Annotated in this window: 17 protein-coding genes; 9 read left to right on the top strand and 8 right to left on the bottom strand. The window is 71.9% G+C overall.

The annotated features are described in order from the left end of the window. The gene (locus ACGFI2_RS09485) at positions 1 to 1122 is read right to left on the bottom strand and encodes a 3-dehydroquinate synthase II (protein WP_393513305.1); all 1122 of its coding nucleotides are present in this window, start codon (positions 1120 to 1122) and stop codon (positions 1 to 3) included. Between the two features lie 21 nt (positions 1123 to 1143). Beyond that, positions 1144 to 1911, bottom strand: coding sequence for a class I fructose-bisphosphate aldolase (locus tag ACGFI2_RS09490; protein WP_393514118.1), 768 nt, complete (start codon positions 1909 to 1911; stop codon positions 1144 to 1146). 713 nt (positions 1912 to 2624) lie between these two features. Between ACGFI2_RS09490 and ACGFI2_RS09495 the strand changes: the two genes are divergently transcribed. Both ACGFI2_RS09495 and ACGFI2_RS09500 read left to right on the top strand, forming a co-directional pair. Continuing rightward, positions 2625 to 3089, top strand: a complete 465-nt coding sequence (locus ACGFI2_RS09495; RefSeq protein ID WP_393513307.1) for a hypothetical protein — start codon at positions 2625 to 2627, stop codon at positions 3087 to 3089. Between the two features lie 39 nt (positions 3090 to 3128). After that, a complete protein-coding gene (locus ACGFI2_RS09500; protein WP_393513309.1) occupies positions 3129 to 3629 on the top strand; it encodes a hypothetical protein in 501 nt (166 codons plus the stop codon). Positions 3630 to 3815: 186 nt separating this feature from the next. Here the strand turns inward: ACGFI2_RS09500 and ACGFI2_RS09505 are convergent, their stop codons facing one another. After that, on the bottom strand, positions 3816 to 7235 hold the full coding sequence (locus ACGFI2_RS09505) for a S8 family serine peptidase (RefSeq protein WP_393513311.1): 3420 nt from the start codon (positions 7233 to 7235) through the stop codon (positions 3816 to 3818). A gap of 209 nt (positions 7236 to 7444) precedes the next feature. Between ACGFI2_RS09505 and ACGFI2_RS09510 the strand changes: the two genes are divergently transcribed. The 3 genes from ACGFI2_RS09510 (at position 7445) to ACGFI2_RS09520 (ending at position 12371) form a co-directional block, all read left to right on the top strand. Further along, on the top strand, positions 7445 to 7957 hold the full coding sequence (locus tag ACGFI2_RS09510; protein WP_393513312.1) for a SigE family RNA polymerase sigma factor: 513 nt from the start codon (positions 7445 to 7447) through the stop codon (positions 7955 to 7957). Between the two features lie 9 nt (positions 7958 to 7966). Then, positions 7967 to 9280: a hypothetical protein gene (locus ACGFI2_RS09515; RefSeq protein WP_393513315.1), complete on the top strand. Its 1314-nt coding sequence runs from the start codon at positions 7967 to 7969 to the stop codon at positions 9278 to 9280. A gap of 175 nt (positions 9281 to 9455) precedes the next feature. Then, positions 9456 to 12371 (top strand): DUF4185 domain-containing protein, encoded by a 2916-nt coding sequence (locus ACGFI2_RS09520; protein ID WP_393513318.1) that lies wholly within the window; start codon positions 9456 to 9458, stop codon positions 12369 to 12371. A gap of 69 nt (positions 12372 to 12440) precedes the next feature. Here the strand turns inward: ACGFI2_RS09520 and ACGFI2_RS09525 are convergent, their stop codons facing one another. Next, positions 12441 to 13169 carry an SDR family NAD(P)-dependent oxidoreductase gene (locus tag ACGFI2_RS09525; RefSeq protein WP_393513321.1) on the bottom strand — a complete coding sequence of 243 codons (729 nt, stop codon included), beginning with the start codon at positions 13167 to 13169 and terminating at the stop codon, positions 12441 to 12443. 74 nt (positions 13170 to 13243) lie between these two features. Between ACGFI2_RS09525 and ACGFI2_RS09530 the strand changes: the two genes are divergently transcribed. Beyond that, the gene (locus tag ACGFI2_RS09530) at positions 13244 to 14077 is read left to right on the top strand and encodes a patatin-like phospholipase family protein (RefSeq protein ID WP_393513324.1); all 834 of its coding nucleotides are present in this window, start codon (positions 13244 to 13246) and stop codon (positions 14075 to 14077) included. Between the two features lie 24 nt (positions 14078 to 14101). On the opposite strand, the gene ACGFI2_RS09535 is transcribed toward ACGFI2_RS09530, so the two are convergent. Together ACGFI2_RS09535 and ACGFI2_RS09540 are read right to left on the bottom strand one after the other, a co-directional pair. Continuing rightward, entirely contained in the window at positions 14102 to 15331 is a 1230-nt protein-coding gene (locus ACGFI2_RS09535; protein ID WP_393513327.1) for an RNA polymerase sigma factor, read from the bottom strand. A gap of 4 nt (positions 15332 to 15335) precedes the next feature. Further along, positions 15336 to 15728: a YciI family protein gene (locus ACGFI2_RS09540; RefSeq protein ID WP_393513330.1), complete on the bottom strand. Its 393-nt coding sequence runs from the start codon at positions 15726 to 15728 to the stop codon at positions 15336 to 15338. Between the two features lie 88 nt (positions 15729 to 15816). Here ACGFI2_RS09540 and ACGFI2_RS09545 point away from each other — a divergent pair, with 88 nt between their 5' ends. Beyond that, a complete protein-coding gene (locus ACGFI2_RS09545; protein ID WP_393513333.1) occupies positions 15817 to 16281 on the top strand; it encodes a peroxiredoxin in 465 nt (154 codons plus the stop codon). A gap of 66 nt (positions 16282 to 16347) precedes the next feature. After that, a complete protein-coding gene (locus ACGFI2_RS09550; protein ID WP_393514121.1) occupies positions 16348 to 17037 on the top strand; it encodes a hypothetical protein in 690 nt (229 codons plus the stop codon). Positions 17038 to 17112: 75 nt separating this feature from the next. Here the strand turns inward: ACGFI2_RS09550 and cydB are convergent, their stop codons facing one another. After that, positions 17113 to 18111 (bottom strand): cytochrome d ubiquinol oxidase subunit II, encoded by a 999-nt coding sequence (cydB, locus tag ACGFI2_RS09555; RefSeq protein WP_393513336.1) that lies wholly within the window; start codon positions 18109 to 18111, stop codon positions 17113 to 17115. Positions 18112 to 18126: 15 nt separating this feature from the next. Beyond that, a complete protein-coding gene (locus ACGFI2_RS09560) occupies positions 18127 to 19539 on the bottom strand; it encodes a cytochrome ubiquinol oxidase subunit I (protein ID WP_393513339.1) in 1413 nt (470 codons plus the stop codon). A 136-nt stretch (positions 19540 to 19675) separates the two neighbouring features. Here ACGFI2_RS09560 and ACGFI2_RS09565 point away from each other — a divergent pair, with 136 nt between their 5' ends. Beyond that, positions 19676 to 20446: a lysophospholipid acyltransferase family protein gene (locus ACGFI2_RS09565; protein ID WP_393513342.1), complete on the top strand. Its 771-nt coding sequence runs from the start codon at positions 19676 to 19678 to the stop codon at positions 20444 to 20446. Positions 20447 to 20460: the final 14 nt, after the last annotated feature.

Genomic DNA, 20460 nt, shown 5'->3' on the forward strand with positions numbered 1-20460 from the left:
TCAGTTCTCCTTGATCGCTTCGGTGACCGGGATGCCGACGTGACGACCGGGCGTGGCGGCCATCGCCAGCATCCGGTCGCCGACGGCGATGGAGGTGCAGTTGCGTACCGCGCCGTCGGCGTCGAACAGCCGTACGTGCCAGTCGTCCTGGACGATGGTGTTGATGGTGGCGTCGCCGAGCCGGCACTCGATCAGGCGCAGCGGGCGCATCTCGGACTTGATCCGGCCGACCAGCACCGGCCGGGCGCGCCCGGCGGTGGAGACCGCGAGCACCTGCTCCCCCGCGCTGAGGTCGGTGATGTAGGCGGTCCGGCCGGCCGGCGTCCACACGTAGGAGTGCACGGCGCCGGCATTGACCCGGAACGGACGCAGGTTCATGTACGGCAGGTAGTGCACCTCGGCGCAGACCAGCAGCCCACCCGAGGAGGTCGAGCCGACCAGGATGCCCTCGTCCGGCTCGAACAGGTCGGTGGTGTCGACGCAGCCCCGCATGCCCATGCCGATGGAGCGCACGGCGGTCACCTCGGCGGCGACCAGGTCGAGCTGCTCGGTGCGGCGCGCCAGCAGGTCCCGGGAGAGTCGGGCCACCGCTGCGGGGTCGTCGACGCGCAGCAGCATCGCGTCCGGGCCGTGTTGGAGCACGCCCCGGGTGACCATGGCGTCGACCGCGTTGTGCACCCGCTTGACGACTGTGGTGCGCCGGGACTGCGCCTCGGCCACGATGAGCTCCAGCGGGATGTTCGTCTCGTCGGCGAAGCTGACCAGGAGGACGTCGACCTGGCCCAGCGCCGCCACCGCGTCCTGCATGGTCTCGGCGTCGGTGACGTCGATCCAGCGGCCCCGGCGCCACCGGCCGCCGGCCGGGATCGCGGCCAGCGTGGCGGCGTCCGCCGCGACGACCGTCAGCGCCCGGGACGGATCGAGCTTGTCGAGCTGGGCCGGCTCGGTGGCCAGCACCGCCACCTCCACCCGGTCGGGCAGGGCGGTCTCCGGCACCGCGTCGGGCGGCACCATGACGCCCCGGACGGGTGCCTGGACGACCGCGGCCACCATGTCGTGCAGGCCCTCGCGGAGGTGCGACAGGTCGCACCAGAGGGGGATCAGCGGGTCGCTGTCGGACACGGGCGTGCCTCCTTGGTCGGGTCAGCCGAAATTGGTCGCGTGCACCAGCGCGTGGAGATCCGCGAGGGCTTCGTCGGGCGCGCGGTGCTGCTGCACCTTGCGTCCGATGCAGACCCCGGCGGCGCCGGCCGACAGGGCGTCCTTGACGTCGAGCAGGACGTCCTCCCACGAGTCGGAGGGCTCGCCCCCGGCCATCACCACGGGCGCGAAGCAGCCGGCCACGACGGTCGCGAACGAGTCGGCGCAGCCCGTGTAGGGTGCCTTGACGATGTCGCTGCCCAGCTCCGCCACGGCGCGTGCGCCATGGGCGATCTTCTCCGGCGCGTGCGCCGGGTCGACGCCGGCCACGTACACCATCGCCAGCAACGGCATGCCCCACCGGGCGCAGCCGGCGGCCACCTGCGCGAGGTCGTGCAGCATGTCGGTCTCCTCGGGCACACCGAAGGTGACCTGCACCGAGACGGCGTCGGCGCCGAGCTGGACGGCTTCGGCGACGTCGCCGGTGAGTTTCTTGACGTGACCGCGGCCGGACAGGGCGGTGCCCGCGGAGAGGTGCATGATGACGCTCGTGGCGCGGGCGGCCTCGGCCGGGACGCGGCGCAGCACGCCGCGGTGGCCGATGATGGCGTTCGGCGCGCCCGCCAGCAGCCGGGTGAGCTGCGTGTCGATGGCGTCGAGGCCGGTGATCGGTCCCATCGTCACCGGTTGGTCGATCGGCATGAGCACGGTCCGTCCGCTGACCGAGCCCCACAGCCGTCGTAGCCGTCGGTTCCGACCCGTTGCCTCCATTTGTGCCCCCTTCGGGTGGACAATGCACGACCAGCGCTTCAGCGACGAGCGACCGGACCGGGCGGCCGGGTGCGGCGCACGACCTGTCCGTCGGCCGGGTGGGACGACGCGGCGGACGGTCTCGTCGGGCACCGTTTCCGGGCGACGCGAGCGATGCCGCAGGCGATCCCGCGGCTGCCCCGTATGCACCGGCACCGTTGGTTGTCAACCGCCCCGTCGTCGCCCACTCGGTTGCTGCCGGAGCAGCACCATCCATCGATCATCATGGACGCTTGCTGGGCAAGCGTAGCGAGGATCTTGACGTGATACGCCCCTTAGTTCTCGGCGTCGCACAACTAACCCACCCCACCGGTCCACACAACGCGACGCCACGAATTGCAATCAGCTACTTGAATGTGATACGTCACCGCTTCATAGATCGACATCACATCGGAGGCGGGACGCCCGGGCGAGGGTGAGGAACGCTTCGTGGATGTCGTCGCGGATCTCCCAGCAGATGCGTAGGCGGCGGAACCAGTGCGGTAGGGCGATGGTCCGCTCGACGACCGTCGGGTGCCCACCGCCCACCGCCGGCTGGCCCGCGACTACGAACCCCACCCCAGTAGGCGTCGAGGACCGCGGGCATCGCCGTCAGCGGTATTTCAGCGCCCTTTCACCCGTCGCCGATACGGTCCGCCGGTCAAGATCGATTATCTGACCCCAGGGAGTGCTGAATGATCCGTCGTACCCTCCGCCGTGCCGGCGTACTGGCCGTCGGCCTGGTCACCCTGGCCGCCTCGGCCCTGATCACCGCCGCACCCGCGCAGGCTGCGACCTCCTGCTCCGGCACCGTGACATACAGCAAGACCGTCTCGCGCAGCGGCAGCCCCATCGCAGAATTGATCATCTACTACAACAGCAGCAACGGTGGCACCAACAGCGCCTGCTTCTACCACCGAGGCGTCTCCTACGGCAAGTCAGCGCTGACCGGCGTCCAGATCGCCCGCTGCGCCCAAAGCTCAGGCGAAGGACGCACCTGCAACTTCGACGCACTCTCCAACCCGGACGAGGGCATCTACTCCTCCTACGCCGGACCGGTCGGTGTCACCGGCACCGCCAACAACTGCGTCTCGGCGAAGGGCTGGCTCGTGTGGGACAAGACGGTCTACACCGTGGACAGCCTCACCCGGGGCTGCTGACACCAGCGGCAGACCACCTTGCCGGGAAGGTAAGAAAGAATGCAGCTCTTGAAGCACATGACCACCGTCCTGAAGGGGCTTTCGCGATTTCGGCGCACGGTCGGCGGTGTCCTCGCCCTCGTGACCGCAGTGGTCGTGGTCCTTGCCGCGCCATCGCCGGCCATGGCCAGCGAGAATTACGCCAACATCTGCGAGGTCACCTACGCAAGTTGCCGGACCGGTGTCGAAGCCGGACTGGTGGAAGGCCAGTGCATGACGGCGAGCGCCGCGTCGCACTACACGCAGGTCTGCGTCAAGTACGACGGTGACTACATCTACGTCCGAGACGGCCAAGCCGACGGGCATGCGGCGGTCGCGGAGGTCAGTGGCGGAGATGGCGACATCTGGAAAAGGTTCTGTCGCAACCCCTATGGATACGGCACCTGGGCCAAGTGCAACTTTGACTGGACCGAGTCGGGTACCAAAACTGTCAGTGGCGGCTACTTCGCAAACAGGAATCAGTTTATGGCGAACGCGCTGTGGCGGTTCTCCGACAACTGAACCGTCATGAGGGCGTCCCGGCGGCCGGTCCCCCGGCTGCCGGGACGCCCTTGCCCGAGGCGTCGACCACCTGCGCCGGGAGCTGAAACCATCACGAGCGATCCCCACTCGGCGGAGAGACCACCAGGTCGTCCGCGGTCCGCCGGCAGTGGCGCACCGCGGACGACCGCGCCCTGCCTGGCCGGGTTATCCGGCCCGGTAGGCGTCGAGGATGGTCTGCTCGATGCCGCCACCGGCCTTGCCCCGCGCCATCACCCGCAACGACACCGTCTGACCAGCGGTGGGTTGCGGCAGTCGGGCCTGGTACGCGCCGTCGCCTGACTGGTTGACCCGCACAGGTTGCCAGGTGGCACCCCCGTCGAGGGAGACAGCGAGCGTGAAGGAGGTGATGGGTTGGGCCGGCACGCCGTGTGCCTGGCGGACGGCGAAGGTGGCCGTACCGGCGGGGATGGGACGGTTCGCCCGGTCCAGCGGCAGGTCGTAGTCCACCGACAGCAGCGGCAGCGGGACGGATCGGGTACCGGTCGGCCCGGTGGACCGGAAGGTCCAGGAGGTGCTGACCCGGCGGGAGATCGGCAGCACGGCGCTGGCGTCGATGTCGAAGGTCAGCCGGTAGTCGGCGGCCTGCTGGGGCACGGCGAAGTCGGCGATCGCGCCGTTGACCCGGCCCACGGTCCGCCCGTCCCGCTGCAGAGTGAGCGTACGCGGGATGTCCAGGTCCCAACCGTCGGCGAGGCAGTCGAACCGCCCGTGCTGGTCGGTCAACGTGACGACCTCGATGTGCAGGTTGCCGCTGGTGCGACTCGGTGCACGGGGAGTGCATGCGCCCGGCGAGCTCGCCGGGTCGTCGTACCAGTCGGAGCGCAGCGGTTGCCGGACCCACACCTTCTCCTGCCGGCTGCCCGGCGCGTACCGGCGCGTCGCCTCGTGGGTGACGATCCCGTCCCAGAACGCCTCGTCCATCCAGTCGACGCCGGGCGACACGTAGTCGACGCGGTCGCCGGAGAGCGACTCGGTGTAGGTCTCGGCGATGAACACACCTTCTGGGCTGAGCCCGTACCGCTTGTGGCTGGTGACCGAGCCCGGGCGGTCCAGGGTGTGGAAGCGCTGGTCGATCCGGGCCAGGGTGGTGTGCTCGGCCGCGGTGACCCGGTACCCGGGTTGGTCCGGGATGCGGTGGTCGAACCGGTGGATCAGGTCGTAGAGGTAGGGGCTCTGCGCGTCACCGGGTGCGACCAGGCCGAAGGCGCCGTACACGTCGAACGTCCCGATGCCGGTGCCGTCGCTCGGCACCGCCGACACGTTCCCCGCCCGGGCCGCGTCGCCCCAGGCGAAGGCGAAGTCGGTCCAGCCGAAGTCCGGCCGAGGTTGCTGGATGTAGGTCAGGCCGAGCGAGACGGCCTCGGTGGCGACGCCGTCCACGCTCGCGGTGAGCGGGCGGGCCTTGTCCAGGTCGAGTCGCAGCGACGTGTCGCTGGTGACCGTCAGATCCGGGTCCCCGGCCATGACCGCACGCTCGTCCCCGGGCGCCCAGGACATGAAGCTCGCCATGACGCTGTACCGGCCGGCGGGTACCCGGAAGGTCAGCGTGTCACCGGCTTCAGCACTTTCCACCCCGACGTACCGGGCCGGGTCGTCGAGGTTGACCACCGTCACCAGGGACCACGCCGATGCCCCGTCCGGGGCACCGGGAATCGCGGTCGTCTCGACAGTGAGGTCGTGGCTGGGCGCCTCGACCTGGAACGTCACCGGCGTACGCGCTGCCACCCGGCCGCCGACGCGGGCCGTGACCACGGCCGTGTAGCGGCCGGGGCGGGTCGCGAACGCGGCGCGGTCGACGCGCAGCGTTACGCCGCCGCTCGCCGCCGCGCCGAGGGTCACCCGGGAGGCGGAGAGGGCGGCGGCGCCGGCCGGCGCCGCGACACCGTCGTGGTCGGTCACCGCCACGGCGAGGTCGACCGTGGCCGGGCCGGTCCCGGTGTTTACCCACGCCAGCTTCGCGTCGGTCGTACCGGACTGCGGGTGGTCGAAGGTGCCGAGGTTGACCACCGAATCGGCGCTCACCACACCGGACAGCGGCCGGGCCACGTCGAGCCGCCCGCTGCCGCTGGTGTACGGGTCGCCGTCGGTGACCGGGGTGGTCGCGCCGGTCAGTGCGGCCTTGAGCCGCTCACCGCTCCATCCGGGATGGCGCTGGGCCAGGACAGCGGCCGCGCCGGCGACGTGCGGGGCGGCCATCGACGTACCGGAGGCGAACACGTACCGCGCGTCGAGCGGCCGGCCCAGGGTGGTCCCGGCGGCCCGGGCCGCGGCGATGTCCACGCCCGGCGCGACCAGCTCCGGCTTGGCGGCACCGGAGTCGACCAGCGGTCCCCGGCTGGAGAAGTCGGCGAGTACGTCGTCGCCGTCGACCGCGCCCACGGTGAGCGCGCTGCTGGCGGCGCCCGGTGCGGAGACCGTGCCGTAGAGCGGTCCGGAGTTGCCGGCCGCGACCACGAAGAGCGCCCCGGTCCGCGTGGACAACGCGTCGAGCGCGAGCGACATCGGGTCGGTGCCGTCGCTCGACTCCCAACCGCCGAGGCTCATGTTCACCACGTCGGCCCGGCTCGCCGCCCACTCCATCCCGGCGATCACCTGTGAGTCGGTGCCTTCGCCCTGGTCGTCGAGGACCTTGCCGACGACGAGGCGTGCGTCGGGTGCCACGCCTCGTCGGGCGCCGTTCGAGGCCGCACCGGTGCCCGCGATCGTGGCCGCCACATGGGTGCCGTGGCCGTGGTGGTCGCCGGCGTCACCGTCGTCGGCCGTGAAGTCCTTCTTCTCCGCGACCCGTCCCGCGAGGTCCGGGTGGGTGGCGTCGATCCCGGTGTCCAGCACCGCGACACGGGTGCCCTTGCCGGTGTAGCCGGCGTCCCACGCCTGCGGCGCGGCGACCTGCCGCAGGTTCCGGTCCCACCGCCCGTCCCCGGTGCCGGTTCCGCTCCCGGTCGCGGGGGTCGTCGCGGGGGCGAGGGTGGCCCGTACCCGACGGTCCAGCCACACCTTCGGCGACGAGTCGGACGAGCGGAGCGTCGCCGGGCGGGTGGTGAGCGACCGGACGAACGCCGTGCTCGCCGCCTTCGCGCGCCGGCCCGAGACCGCCGCGATGCTCGGCAGCTCGCGAAGATCGGTCAGGCCGGTGACGAGGGGGTCGCTCTTTGCCTGGCGAGCCTGCCCGCCGGGCCGGACGATGAGCGGCAACTCCTTGGTGCGTGCGTCGTCGTAGCCGTCGAGGATCAGCGTGGTCACGTCGAACAGCGCCGGGTCCAGCACCGTGTCGAGCAGCGGGGCGATCCGGGCCGGCACCACCCGCACGTGCCCGTCCGGGCCGCAGCTGCGGTTCATCACGCCGCTCGGCTCGGCCGGGCGCACGCTCACCGTGGGACAGCCCGACGACGTGCTCCGGACGGTCACCACATCCCCGGTCAACAGCGTCACCGTGTACGTCCGCCCGGCGGGGAGCAGCGACGCCGGGGTGGCCATGGTGGCCGTGCCCCGCGTACCGCCCTGGTCCGCGTCCGCGGTGCCGGGGACGACGGCCATCCCGAGCGCCGCCAGCAGGACCCCCACGGTGGGTAGTCCGACCATCAGTGGGCGGCGGCTGCGCAACCACCCACCATCCATCGAGAGATTCATGCCCCTTAGAAGGGCTCGGACGGTCGCGAGGTTGCCTGTCCGGACGGATGGAGAAAATCACGCACAGCAAATCCGTAGCCCGGACAACCGCTTGGTCGCCCGCGCCCGTCTGAGGGTGGATGACCCAACGGAGGGAACCGACGATGCGGGATGCCTCGGAGCGGGAGTACGTCGACTACGTGACGGGGCGCCTGCCCGCGCTACGACGGCTGGCGTATCTCCTGGTTGGCGACGAGCACCGCGCTGATGACCTGGTCCAGCAGACCATCACCACCCTGTACGTGAAGTGGAAGCGTGCGCAGGCGGCCGACCATCTCGACGCGTACGTCCGGACCATGCTGGTGCGGACGCACCTGGACGAGCGGCGGCTGGCCTGGGCCCGGGTCCGGCTGTTCCAGAAGGTGCCGGATCCGGATCCGGTCGAGGAACACGGCATCGAAGACCGCCAGATCGTCCGGGCGGAGCTGGCCCGGGTGCCTCGCCGGCAGCGGGCCGTGCTGGTGCTGCGGTTCTGCTATGACCTGCCGGTCGACGAGGTGGCCACGATTCTCGGCTGCTCGGCCGGCACGGTGAAGAGCCAGACCTCTCGTGGGTTGGCGACGCTGCGACGCCTGCTCGACGAGCGGGGTTTCACACGTCATCCCGCCTTGAATTGAGGAGTAGACATGCCGAGCGAACGTGACCTACTGAACTCGCTCGACGAGGGGCCGCGCAGCCCCTCCCGAGTGAACATCGAACGCGCGATCGCCGATGGTCGGCGTCGCCGCGCCCGCCGCGGCATCGCCTACACGGGCGCCGCGGCGGTGACCGCGCTCGCCGTCGCCGTCGCGTCGGTCGCGGCAGGGGCGCACTGGCCGACGCAGCCCGCGGCGACCGGTACCGCATCCACCGCCGTCGCCAACGCGACGCAGCCGCCGTACGTCATTCCCGGCACCCCCGGCTGGAGCGTGCCGGCGGCGACCCCGCCCACCAGGTGCACTCTCGACCGACTACCCGTACCGGACAACGCCCCGGCTGCGGTGGTCTCCGGCGCCGAACCCACCGGCCGGTACCTCGTCGGCCGCTCGTACCCGAAGACCGGCGGCTACCAGGCGGTCATCTGGCACGACGGCAGGGCCGACAAGGTGATGCTCCCCGGCGACCTGGAGGAATCGCTGCAGGACGTCAACTCGGCGGGTACCGCGGTCGGCTGGAGCTTCACGGGTAGCGGCGAGGCGGACACCGGCCCGGTCCCGTACGTCTACCACGACGGCAAGGTGTCGAGGCTGCCCGGCGTACGGCGTGGATCGGCATACGCGATCAACAACGCCGGGGCCATCGTGGGCGACGACTCCGGCGACGCCGCGCTGGTCTGGCCGTCGGCGACCACGGAGCCGATCCGGCTGCCGCTGCCCGCCGGCGCGTCGAGAGCCACGGCCCGCGACATCGACGAGGACGGCACGGTCGTGGGCACCATGACCGTGGGCGGGCGAAGCACACCGTCAGCGGCGGGCATCGCCCCGACCGTGCCGTACGTCTGGCTCCCCGACGGCACCCACCGCCAGCTGCCGATGCCGACCATCGACGGTGTCCAGGCCGCGACCGCGAGCGTCACCAGTGTCCGCAACGGCTGGGCGATCGGCGTTGCCGGCCGCGACACGAAGACCTTGGGGTCGGGAAGCCCGGGCGGCGCCGACCGGGCAGCCGCTACCCGGGCGGTCCGCTGGCACATCCAGACCGGCGAGGTGCGCGTCTTCGACGAGCTGCGCTTCGGCGCCGAGGCGACGAACGCACACGGCTGGCAGGTCGGCACGGACCGGCAGGGACGCGCGGTATTCCGCACCGACGCCGCCACCGTGGTCCTGCCGGACCTCGCCGATCCTCCGCCGGGCGGACTCTCCACCATCGCGACCACGTTGAGCGATGACGGGCGCACCATCGCCGGACAGTCCGACGATTCGACGGGAAAGCTCCAGGCCATCGTGTGGCGCTGCCGGTGACCGGACCGGCGACAACCCTTTCAAGGGAATTTCAATGCCCGATCAGCGGCGCACGTTACTTTCCCTCGGCCCATCCTGAGGGCAGCCCCCTGCGGAGACCGACGGCGCGTCGTGATCCCGGCGCGCACGTCTCGCCCACCCCAGAGCAAGGAGCAGTGTGAGAACCATCCTGGCAATGAGTACGGCGGCGTTCACCCTGGCCGCCGCCGTACTGGTCGGCGGCCAAGCCCAGGCCGTGTCACCCGACGACACCACACGTCGGGTCGGTGACCGGCCGGCACCGACCACGCCCGCACCCGAGGACGACCGGTACGCGTCCCAGCAGCCGAAGCCGTACCAGCCCGTGACGCCGGACCGCAAGGCCAAGCGGCCGAAGGCGGAGCGGCCGGACTTCGGGCCGCACGAGAAGATCGTCCGCGCGTACCACCGCGGCCAGCTGTCGCTCGACGACACCGTGCGGTACGGCACCATGTCGGTCGACTCCCCGGCCTCGGTGCCCGCGCGGCTGCGCCCCACCGGCGCCATCGAGGACCCGGCGACGTACCTGACCTACCTGTCGATGCTGTCGGCCGGCGCGGCGCCGGCCGCCTCCCGCGCCCTCACTTCGACGGTCGCCGCACCGGCCGCCGCGGCGGCCGGCGACTGCGCGGCCGACGACCTCCTGTACAACGGCGTCATCTACCAGTGCCGGGCCGGCTCCGACGAGTTCCTCATCCTGTACAACATCGCCGGTGGCGGCCAGCCCGGCGTCCCAGCGGATTACAACCCGAACGGACGGGCCAAGGCCGTTCAGTACATGCTGAACGCGTTGCACATCGCCGCCAGCGAGTACCGGGCCATGGGGTATCCGCTGCCCGTCCGCCCAGACAAGCCGTACGTGCTCGTGTACGGCGTAAACAGCATTCTCGGGCAGCCGAACACGGCCCCGTTCGTGCTGCCGTTCGGCCTGAACGAGCAGCCGACGATCCTGGTGCCGACCAGCGAGACCAGGTGGGACTACATGCCGCGGCACGAGCTGTTCCACATCATGCAGTACCAGTACTGGGACAAGTCCAGCGTGGGCTTGGACGCCCTGTGGGCCTTGGTGGGCGGCAAAGAGTTCGGCTCAATGAACTGGTGGATGGAGAGCACCGCCGAGTGGGCGGCCCACCAGACCTACGTCCGGACCGGGCTCCATCCGATCGACGACCCGAACGACAGGCAGCACGAGGCCTACGCCCGCAACGTCTCCCAGGTGCTGCGCAAGCCCGGCCAGGCGCTGAATTCGTGGGGCGGGCTCGGTGGAGGCTCCCAGTACGGGGCGTTCCTGCTGCCCGCGTACCTGACCGAACGGACCGACGGCGCCTTCGTGCGACGCACGTGGGAGAGCGTCCGAAACCACGACCACCTGCCGATCGAGGCGATCCGCAACACCGTCGAGGGCTACAGCATGAACTTCAAGTACATGCTGCTGGACTACCACATCGCCAACTACCGGCTGACGAAGGCGAACGCCGCCCCGCCACCGGACGTCTGGGGCCGCTACGGCTACCAGGACTCGGACGCCCACAACGTGTGGCGGACCTACCTGTACAGCTACGGCGAGACCACCGACGACGGGCTGGGTGACGCCCGGCCGGCACGCAAGAAGCACACCGTCCCGGCCGGTACGCACACCGAGTACCACGACATCCTGCGCAAGGGCGGTGCGGTCTACCACGACTTCTGGGCCAAGGCGCAGTCCGGCGACCCGGACTGCGGCTACTGTTCGACGCTGATGGTGGACACCACCAAGGACCCGAACCGTAGCTCCGCGATCATCGTGTGGTCGCCCAAGGGCAGCCCCGGCAACCTCGCCGAGTACCCGACCATCGAGACCGTGAAGTACCCCGACGCCGGTGGGCTCATCACCGTGTCGAACTTCGCCTACCCGATGGTGGCCACGCTGGTGACCACCTGGACCGAGTTGGACATCCACTCGCAGGACGCGGACAACTCCCCCAAGACGTTCGACACCTACATGGAGACCACACTGCCGCTGAAGGAGCGGAGCTGCACGCTGCGCGCCCCCAGGGTCACCAGCCTCGACCTGAACGTCGCCCCCGAGTCGACGTTCAACTCGTACGCGGCCACCACCCGCGACGGCTGGACCGGCGGCGACTCCACCTACTCGGTGAAGTTGCCGGACGGCCGCATCATCTGGCTGTTCTCCGACACCTGGATCGGTCCGCTGAACTCCAACGGCACCCGGCCGACGAGCGCGCCGCTGGTGAACAACACGTTCGTGGTGCAGAACGGCAGCAGCCTCACCACGTACCACGGCGGAACGGCCGGGGCGCCCCGCCCCATCATGGGCCCGACGTCCACCTCCACCTGGTACTGGATCGGCGACGGACACCTCTCCGGTGGCCAACTCCAGGTGGTGTTCCAGGAGTACCTGAGGTTCGGTCCCGGCGGGTGGGACTTCCGGTTCAACCGCAACGTCGTGGCGGACTTCGACCTGAGCAACCTGCATGCCCCGGTCCGGGTCCGCGAGCTGCCCTCGGCCAGCGGGGTGGCGTGGGGCTCGGCGCTGCTGCCGGCGAGCCGCAGCGGTGACGGCTACACCTACATCTACGGCGTCGACGACTCGCCGACGCACAAGCAGATGCGGATCGCCCGCGTGCAGGGCAGCGACCTCGCCTCCGGCACCTGGCAGTACTACACCCCGTGGGGCTGGACGTTCCGGGAGCAGAACGCGCGCAACATGCTCACCGGCATCGCGAACGAGTACAGCGTGACCCCGTGGAACGGCCAGTACCTGCTGCTCAGCCAGGACAGCACGGAGGCGTTCAGCGGCCGGATCATGGCGTACACGTCGTGCTCGCCGTTCGGGCCGTTCAACCACCGCACCGAGGTCTACCGGATGCCCGAACCGGGCCCGTACGGCAGCTACTGGAACCCCAACATCATCTCCTACAACGCGCACGTCCACGCGTCGCTGAGTTCGGGTAACACGTTCGTCGCCTCGTACAACGTGAACAGCATGGACACGAGGGTGAGTCCCGAAGGGGACCACTACCGGGACCCGGGGATCTACCGCCCCCGGTTCTTCCGGTTCACGCTCGGATAACGGGCCGGGGGGGGGGGGGGGGGGGGGGGGGGGGGGGGGGGCCCCCCCCCCCCCCCCCCCGCCGCTTCTCTACAGGCCGCCGGCCACGCGCAGGACCGCGCCCGTGGTGTAGGAGGCGTCGGGGCCGAGCAGGTGCGCGATCGCGCCGGCGACCTCGTCGGGCTCGCCGGCGCGGCCCAGCGGGATGCGGCCGGCGGCGGTGTCGGGGCGGTCCGGCGCGCCGGAGCGGGCGTGGATGTCGGTGCGGATGATGCCCGGGGCGACCGCGTTGACCCGGATGCCGCGCGGCGCGAGTTCCTTGGCCAGGCCGACGGTGAGGGTGTCGGTGGCGGCCTTGACGGCGGCGTAGTGGATGTATTCGCCGGGGCTGCCGAGGGTCGCCGCGGCGGAGGAGACGTTGACGATCGCGCCGCCGGCGGTCATCCGGGCGGCGGCCTGCTGGGCGCACAGGACGTAGCCGACGAGGTTGACGTCGACGACCTCGCGCAGGTCCTCGGCGCGCAGGTCGGTGAAGGGGCCGATCGGGCTGGTGACGCCGGCGTTGTTGACCAGGCCGGTGAGTGGGCCGAGTTGCTCGGCGGCGGCGAAGAGCCGGCGGACCTGCTCGGGGTCGCCGGTGTCGGCGGCGACGGTGACGGCGCGGCGGCCGGCGGCGCGCACGTCGGCGGCGACGGACGCGGCGGCGTCGTGGTCGGCGCGGTAGCCGATGACCAGGTCGTGTCCGTCGGCGGCGAGTCGGCGGGCGGTGGCCGCGCCGATGCCCCGCCCACCCCCGGTGACGATGGTGATCCAGGTCAATGCGTTCTCCCCTGCCCCGTTGATGGGGGCGACGTTACCGTGGGCGGGACCACCGGGGATGAGAGGACGGTCACATGGGGCGGGCGCTGGTGCTGGGCGGCGGTGGGGTGACCGGGGTGGCCTGGGAGTTGGGGCTGCTGGCCGGGCTCGCCGGGCGGGGAGTGGCGTTGGGTGAGGCGGACCTGGTGGTGGGCACGTCGGCCGGGTCGGTGGTCGGGGCGCAGGTGTGCTCCGGGACGCCGCCGGCGGAGTTGTTCGCGGCGCAGCTGCGCCCGCCGCGCGACGAGGTCCCGGCCCGGCTCGGCCTGGGGGTGCTGGCGCGGTGGGCGTGGGCCGGTGGGCGGGGGCGGGACGCGGCCCGGGCCCGGGCGCGGGTGGGCGCGTTGGCATTGTCGGCGCGTACCCCGTCGGAGGAGTCGCGGCGGGCGGTGATCGCGGCGCGGCTGTCCACGGCGGCGTGGCCGGCGCGGCGGCTGCTGGTCACCGCGGTCGACGCGGCCTCGGGCGAGTTCGTGGTGTTCGACGCCGGCAGCGGGGTGTCGCTGGTCGACGCGGTCGGGGCGAGCTGCGCGGTGCCCGGGGTGTGGCCGCCGGTGACCGTGGGCGGGCGGCGCTTCGTCGACGGCGGGGTGCGCTCGCCGGTGAACGCGGACCTGGCCGCCGGTGCTCGGCAGGTGGTGGTGCTGGCGCCGACGAGTGGCGCGGTCGGGCCGATGCCGCGGCTGTCGGCGCAGGTGGCGGCGTTGCGGTCGGCGGGGGCGCGGGTGGCGGTGGTGGCGCCGGACCGGGCGGCGCGGGCGGCGATCGGGCGTAACGTGCTGGATCCGACGCGGCGGGCGGCGTCGGCGCGGGCCGGGTTCGCGCAGGCGGCGGTGGTGGCCGACGAGGTGGCGGCGGTGTGGCGGTGAGCGCCGCCGGCGCCCCGAGGGGCGTCACGGTCTGGTGAGTCGCCGGTTGAGGTACCGCTGCTCGGGCAGGCTTCCGGTCAGTCCAGCGGCGCGGCGGTAGTGTTCGGCGGCGGCGTCCGGGTCACCGTTGAGCTCCAGCAGGTGGGCGCGGACGGCGTGCAGCCGGTGGTGGTGGAGCATCGCCGGGTCGGTGAGCAGCGGGTCGAGCAGGGCCAGGCCGAGTGCCGGGCCGTGCGCCATGGCCACGGCCACGGCCTGGTTGAGGGTGACGAACGGGGTGGGGGCGACCCGGCTGAGCATGTCGTAGAGGATGCTGATCTGGCGCCAGTCGGTGGCCTGGAAGGTCGGGGCCTCGGCGTGGACGGCGGCGATGGCCGCCTGGAGTTGGTAGCGGCCCACCCGGCCCCGGGGCAGGGCCTGCCCGAGCAGGGTGACGCCCTCGTCGATGAGGTCGCCGCGCCAGCGCGTGCGGTCCTGGTCGGCCAGCGGCACGAGGTCACCGGACGCGTCGGTGCGGGCGGGTGACCGGGCGTGGGTGAGCAGCATCAGCGCGAGGGCGCCGGTCACCTCGTGGTGGTCGGGCAGCGCGGCGTGGACCTGGCGGGTGAGCCGGATCGCCTCCTCGGCCAGTTCCACGTCGACCAGGGTTTCGCCGGAGGTCCGGGTGTAGCCCTCGGTGAACACCAGGTGGCACACGTCGAGCACGGCGGCGACCCGGGCGGGCAGCGCCCGCGGGGGTGGCATGGTGAACCGGGCGCCGGCCTGGCGCAGGGTGCCGCGGGCGCGGTTGAGGCGCTGCGTCATGGTCCGGGCCGGGACCAGGAAGGCGGCGGCGATCTGTTCCACGCGCAGCCCGGCCACGGCGCGCAGGGTCAGCGCCACCTGGGACGGCCTGCTCAGGGCCGGGTGGCAGCAGAGAAACAGCAGCCGGAGCGGGTCGTCGGCGGGGGTCGCGGGTGCGTCGTCGGCGGCGGGCACGACGTCGGCGTCCGGTCGCCGTGCCGCGTCGAGGGTCTCGCGTCGGGTGCGGGCCGTGTCGGCGCGCATCCGGTCGATCAGGCGTCGTGAGGCGACCCGGATGAGCCACGCCCGTGGGTCGTCGGGGACACCGGTGAGGGGCCAGCGGGCCACGGCCGCCTCGGCCGCCTCCTGCACGGCGTCCTCGCAGGCGTCGAGGTGGCCGTAGCGGCGCAGCAGCGCGCCGCGGACGTGCGGCGCCTCCCGGCGCCACACGTCCGCGAGGTTCGGGGGCACGTCGTTACTGATCGTCGCCGCCCGGCCACATCAGGGGCCGCAGCTCGACCGTCTCCCCCGGGCCGGCGAACCTCGCCGCGACGGCCTCGGCGCGGGCCTGGTCCTCGACGTCGACGAGGAAGAAACCGGCGAGGTGTTCCTTGGCCTCGGAGTAGGGGCCGTCGCTGGCCAGCGGCGTGCCGTCGTGCCACCGGTACAGCCGGGCGGTGGAGGGGGCGCCGAGTGCTTCGCCGCCGATCAGTTCGCCGTTGGCGTGCAGCTCGGTCATCACCTGCTCGAAGTCGGCGTTGAGCCGGTGGCGTACCTCGTCGGGCAGGTCCTGGTGGGCGGCCAGGTAGTCGGAGGTCGGGTGTCCCCACGGTTCGGGGTTGGAGTGGATCATGATGACGTACTTCACGGTCGTTCCCTCGTCTCGGGCGGCGGCGCTTCCGTCGCTCACCGGGTACGTCGGAGCCGGATCGGCGATGTCTACCTATTCTCGTGCCATGAGTAACGCGTTGGGTGTCGGTGACCTGGTCGAGGATTTCACGCTGCCGGACCAGACGGGTACGCCACGGCGGCTGTCGGAGTTCCTGGCCACCGGCCCGGTGGTGCTGTTCTTCTACCCGGCGGCGATGACCCGGGGTTGCACGGCGGAGAGCTGCCACTTCCGGGACCTGGCGGCGGAGTTCGCGGCGCTGGGCGCGACCCGGGTGGGGATCAGCCGGGACCCGGTGGACCGGCAGGCGGAGTTCGCCCGCCGGCACGGCTTCGACTATCCGCTGCTGTCGGACGTCGAGGGCACGGTGGCGGATGCGTTCGGGGTGCGGCGGCGGCTGCCGCTGGGCGCGTTGAGCACCCGGCGGATGACGTTCGTGATCGGGGCGGACCGACGGGTGCTGGCCGTGGTGCACAGCGAGCTGAGCATGAACGAGCACGCCGACGCGGCGTTGCGCGCGCTCGGGGGTTGACCGCCGCGCTGTCGTCCCGGCCTGGTATCAAGGCTGCAATCAAACAGGTGTACGGAAGAGGGCGTGATGGCGGTCCAGGGGTTGTCCACTGACGAGGTACAGCAGATCCGTGAGTCGTTGGCGGCGGGCCGGAAGCCGCGGGTGGTGTTCACCGAGGCGGCCGGGCAGGTGGCCGGGCAGCTCGGGCAGGTGGTGGAGCTGACCGACCCGGCGGCGTCGGAGGAGTTCGTGGTGGTGCGCTTCGGCCGCGACGAGTTGCCGTTCTCCCCCGCCGACGTGGCGATCGCGCCGAAGGGGGCCGGTCGCCGGCCCGCCGCCGAGGCGAAGCCGGAGCCGGAGCCGGCGGGCGCGCCGGCGCTCGCGGAGCCGGAGTTCGTGCTGGACACGCCGCGGGTGCCGGCGCCGCGCCGGGAGGAGCCGAGGGTGGAGCAGCAGGCGGAGCCGAAGCCGGCGAAGCGGGCGGTGAAGGCGGCGAAGCCGAAGAGCCCGGCCGGGCTGACGGTGACGCTCGCCTACGCCGAGGGTGAGTGGACGGTCGCCGCGCAGCAGGGCACGAAGGCGCTGGCCCGACCGTACGTGGTGAAGCCGGCCGAGGCGCTGCGGATGGTGGCGCTGGTGGACGTGCCCGGGGTGCAGGAGGCGGTGGAGCAGATCCTGGCCGCCGAGCGGGCCGAGGCGGAGCAGCAGGCGGAGAAGCTGCGCGCCGAGCTGGCCGAGATCGAGGCGCGGCTGGCGGAGCTGCGCGAGGCGCGCTGAGCTGCGCCGGACGCCCCGCGGGGCAGGTGCGACCCCCTCGCACCTGCCCCGCGTACCCCTGCGCCCACAGGTCCATCAGTGTTGCGGGATGTTCTGTACCCCGATTCGGCGGCGGAACACCCAGTAGGTCCAGCCTTGGTAGGCGAGCACGATCGGGGTGAACACCACCGCCACCCAGGTCATGATCTTCAGGGTGTACGGGGTGGACGCGGCGTTGGTGGCGGTCAGCGTGCCGGCCGCGTCGAGGGTGGACGGCATGACGTTCGGGAACAGCGCGGCGAACAGGGTCGCCACGGCCAGGGCGATGGCCGCCGCGGTGCCGGCGAACGCCCAGCCCTCCCGGCGTACCCTCGCCGCGGCGAGCCCGCCGAGCAGGGCGAGCGCGGCGCCGACGGCGAGCACGACGGCGGCGGCGCTGGAGCGGATGGTCAGTGACCAGCCGAGGAACGCCACCGCGGCCACGGCGGTGCCGGCGCCGAGCTTGACCGCGAGGGCGCCGGCGCGCTCACGGATGTCGCCGGTGGTCTTGAGCGCGAGGAACACCGCGCCGTGGGTGAGGAACAGCCCCAGCGTGGTCAGGCCGCCGAGCAGCGCGTACGGGTGCAGCAGGTCGAGCAGGCCGCCGACGTACTCGTGGTCGGCGTCCAGCGGCACGCCGCGGAAGATGTTGGCGAACGCCACGCCCCACAGCACGGCCGGCAGCGCCGAGCCCCAGAAGATGGCCTGGTCCCAACGGCGTTTCCAGGACGCCTCGGTGCGCTTGTGCCGGTATTCGAAGGCCACCCCGCGGGCGATCAGGGCCAGCAGGATGAGCAGCAGCGGCAGGTAGAAGCCGGAGAACAGGGTGGCGTACCACTCGGGGAAGGCGGCGAACATGGCGCCGCCTGCGGTGATCAGCCACACCTCGTTGCCGTCCCAGACCGGGCCGATGGTGTTGATCAGGACGCGGCGTTGCCGGTCGTCGCGGCCGAGCACGGGCAGCAGCATCCCGACGCCGAAGTCGAAGCCCTCGAGGATGAAGTAGCCGGTGAAGAGCACGGCGACGAGCAGAAACCAGACGGTCGTCAGTTCCACGGTGGGCTCTCCGGGTCAGTAGGCGAACGCGAGCGGGCGCTCGGCGTCGTCGGTGTCGTCGTCGGCGGGTTGTTCGGTGACGTCCGGTACGCCGGCGCGGGCGTAGCGGACCAGCAGCTTGAACTCGATCACCGCGAGGGTGGCGTAGATGAGGGTGAAGGCGGTGAAGGAGGTGAGCACCTCGGTCAGGGAGACGCTGCGGGACACGCCGTCGCGGGTGAGCATCTCGCCGAAGACGATCCAGGGCTGGCGGCCCATCTCGGTGAAGATCCAGCCGAAGGAGTTGGCCAGCAGCGGCAGCACCGGCATGACCAGGCCGGCGCGCAGCAGCCACCGGCTGGTGGGGGTGCGGCCCTTGCGCTGGCTGAAGAGCACCAGCAGCGCGATGGCGGCGGCGGCCAACCCGAAGCCGATCATGAAGCGGAAGCTCCAGTAGGTGACCGGGATGATCGGGGCGTAGTTGCCGGGGCCGTACTGGCTGGCGTACTGGGCCTGCAGGTCGTTGATGCCCTGCACGGTGCCGTTGGGGTCGCCGGTGCCGAGGAACGACAGCAGGTACGGGATCTTGACGGCGAACAGCTCGCGGCTGCCGTCGAGGCTGCCGACGGTGAGCACGGAGAACGAGGCGGGGCTCTCGGTGGTGTAGAGGCCCTCGGCGGCGGCCATCTTCATCGGCTGCACCTCGGTCATGATCTTGCCTTGGATGTCGCCGGTGAGCACGACCAGCGCCGAGGAGACCAGCACCACCCAGGAGCCGAACTTCGTGGCGAAGCGGTAGGCGCCGGTGTCGGCGCTGCCGGGGTTGCGCATCACGTGCCACAGCCCGACGGTGACCACGAGGGACCCGGCGACCAGGAACGACCCGGCGAGGGTGTGCGGGAAGGTGATCAGGGCGACCTTGTTGGTGAGCACGGCGACGAAGTCGGTCAGCTCGGCGCGGCCGCTGTCGGGGTTGATCCGGAAGCCGACCGGGTTCTGCATGAACGAGTTCGCGGCGAGGATGAAGTAGGCTGACAGGTTGGTGCCGATGGCGGCGGCCCAGATCGCGGCGAGGTGCAGCCGCTTGGGCAGCCGGTCCCAGCCGAAGATCCACAGGCCGATGAACGTGGACTCCAGGAAGAACGCGACGAGCGCCTCGATGGCCAGCGGCGCGCCGAAGATGTCGCCGACGAAGCGGGAGTAGTCGCTCCAGTTCATGCCGAACTGGAATTCCTGCACGATGCCGGTGACCACCCCCATCGCGAAGTTGATCAGGAAGAGCTTGCCGTAGAACTTGGTGAGCTTGAGGTAGCGCTCGTTGCCGGTGCGGTGCCACATCGTCTGCAGGATGGCGACCAGCACGGACAGGCCGATGGTCAGCGGCACGAACAAGAAGTGGTAGACGGTGGTGACACCGAACTGCCAGCGGGCGACGTCCAACGCGTCCACCTGAAACCCCCAGCCTTCGTACTACGAGACGTAGTAAATACTACTCGTCGTCGTAGACGGCGGGCAGGGCCGCACGGCCCGAAACGGCCCGGGACCAATGACCCTGCTCACCCGGGCGTGCGACGATCCAGCACTGATGGACACCTCCCCCTGGCGCGCGCCGCTGCTGTGGCGCGGCGCGCAGACGCTCGCCCGGGCCGCCGTCGCGCTGATCGGCCGCCTCGAGGTCACCGGCGACGTGCCGGCGGACCTGCGCCGCGGGCCGCTCATCCTGGCGGCCAACCACATCAGCCCGTTCGACCCGGTGGTGCTCGCCGCCGCCTGCCAGGTCCGGCGGGTCGCCCCCCGGATCATGGCCACCGGCGGGCTGTTCCGCGCCCCGGTGATCGGCGCGCTGATGCGCCGCGCCGGGCACATCCGCGTCGACCGGGGCACCACCGCCGTGCACCGCTCGCTGGAGATCGCCGCCCAGGCGGTGGCCGGCGGCTCGGTGGTGCTGGTCTATCCCGAGGGGCGCATCGGCCTCGACCCCGGCATGTGGCCCGAGCGGGGCAAGACCGGCGCCGCCCGGCTCGCGTTCGCCAGCGGCGCCGCCGTCGTCCCGGTCGCCCAGTGGGGCTCGCACGAGGTGCTGCCGTACCGCGCCCCGAAAGGGATGCTGCGCGGCCTGGCCCGCGCGCTGCGTCGCCGGCCGGTGATCCGGGTGCACTTCGGCGCCCCGGTGGTCCTGCGCGACCTGCGCCCCGGCCTCCCCGGCGCGGCCCGGCACGCCACCGACCGGATCATCGACGCGATCACCGACACGCTGGCCCCGCTGCGCCCGCACGAGCCGGACCTGCCGCGCCACGTCGACCCCGGCCGTCCGGTCGACCCGAGCCGCGCGCACCGCCGGCACCGAACCGGCTGAACCCGGCGTACGGG

The sequence above is a fragment of the Micromonospora sp. NPDC049282 genome (assembly GCF_043197045.1).
GTDB lineage: Bacteria > Actinomycetota > Actinomycetes > Mycobacteriales > Micromonosporaceae > Micromonospora.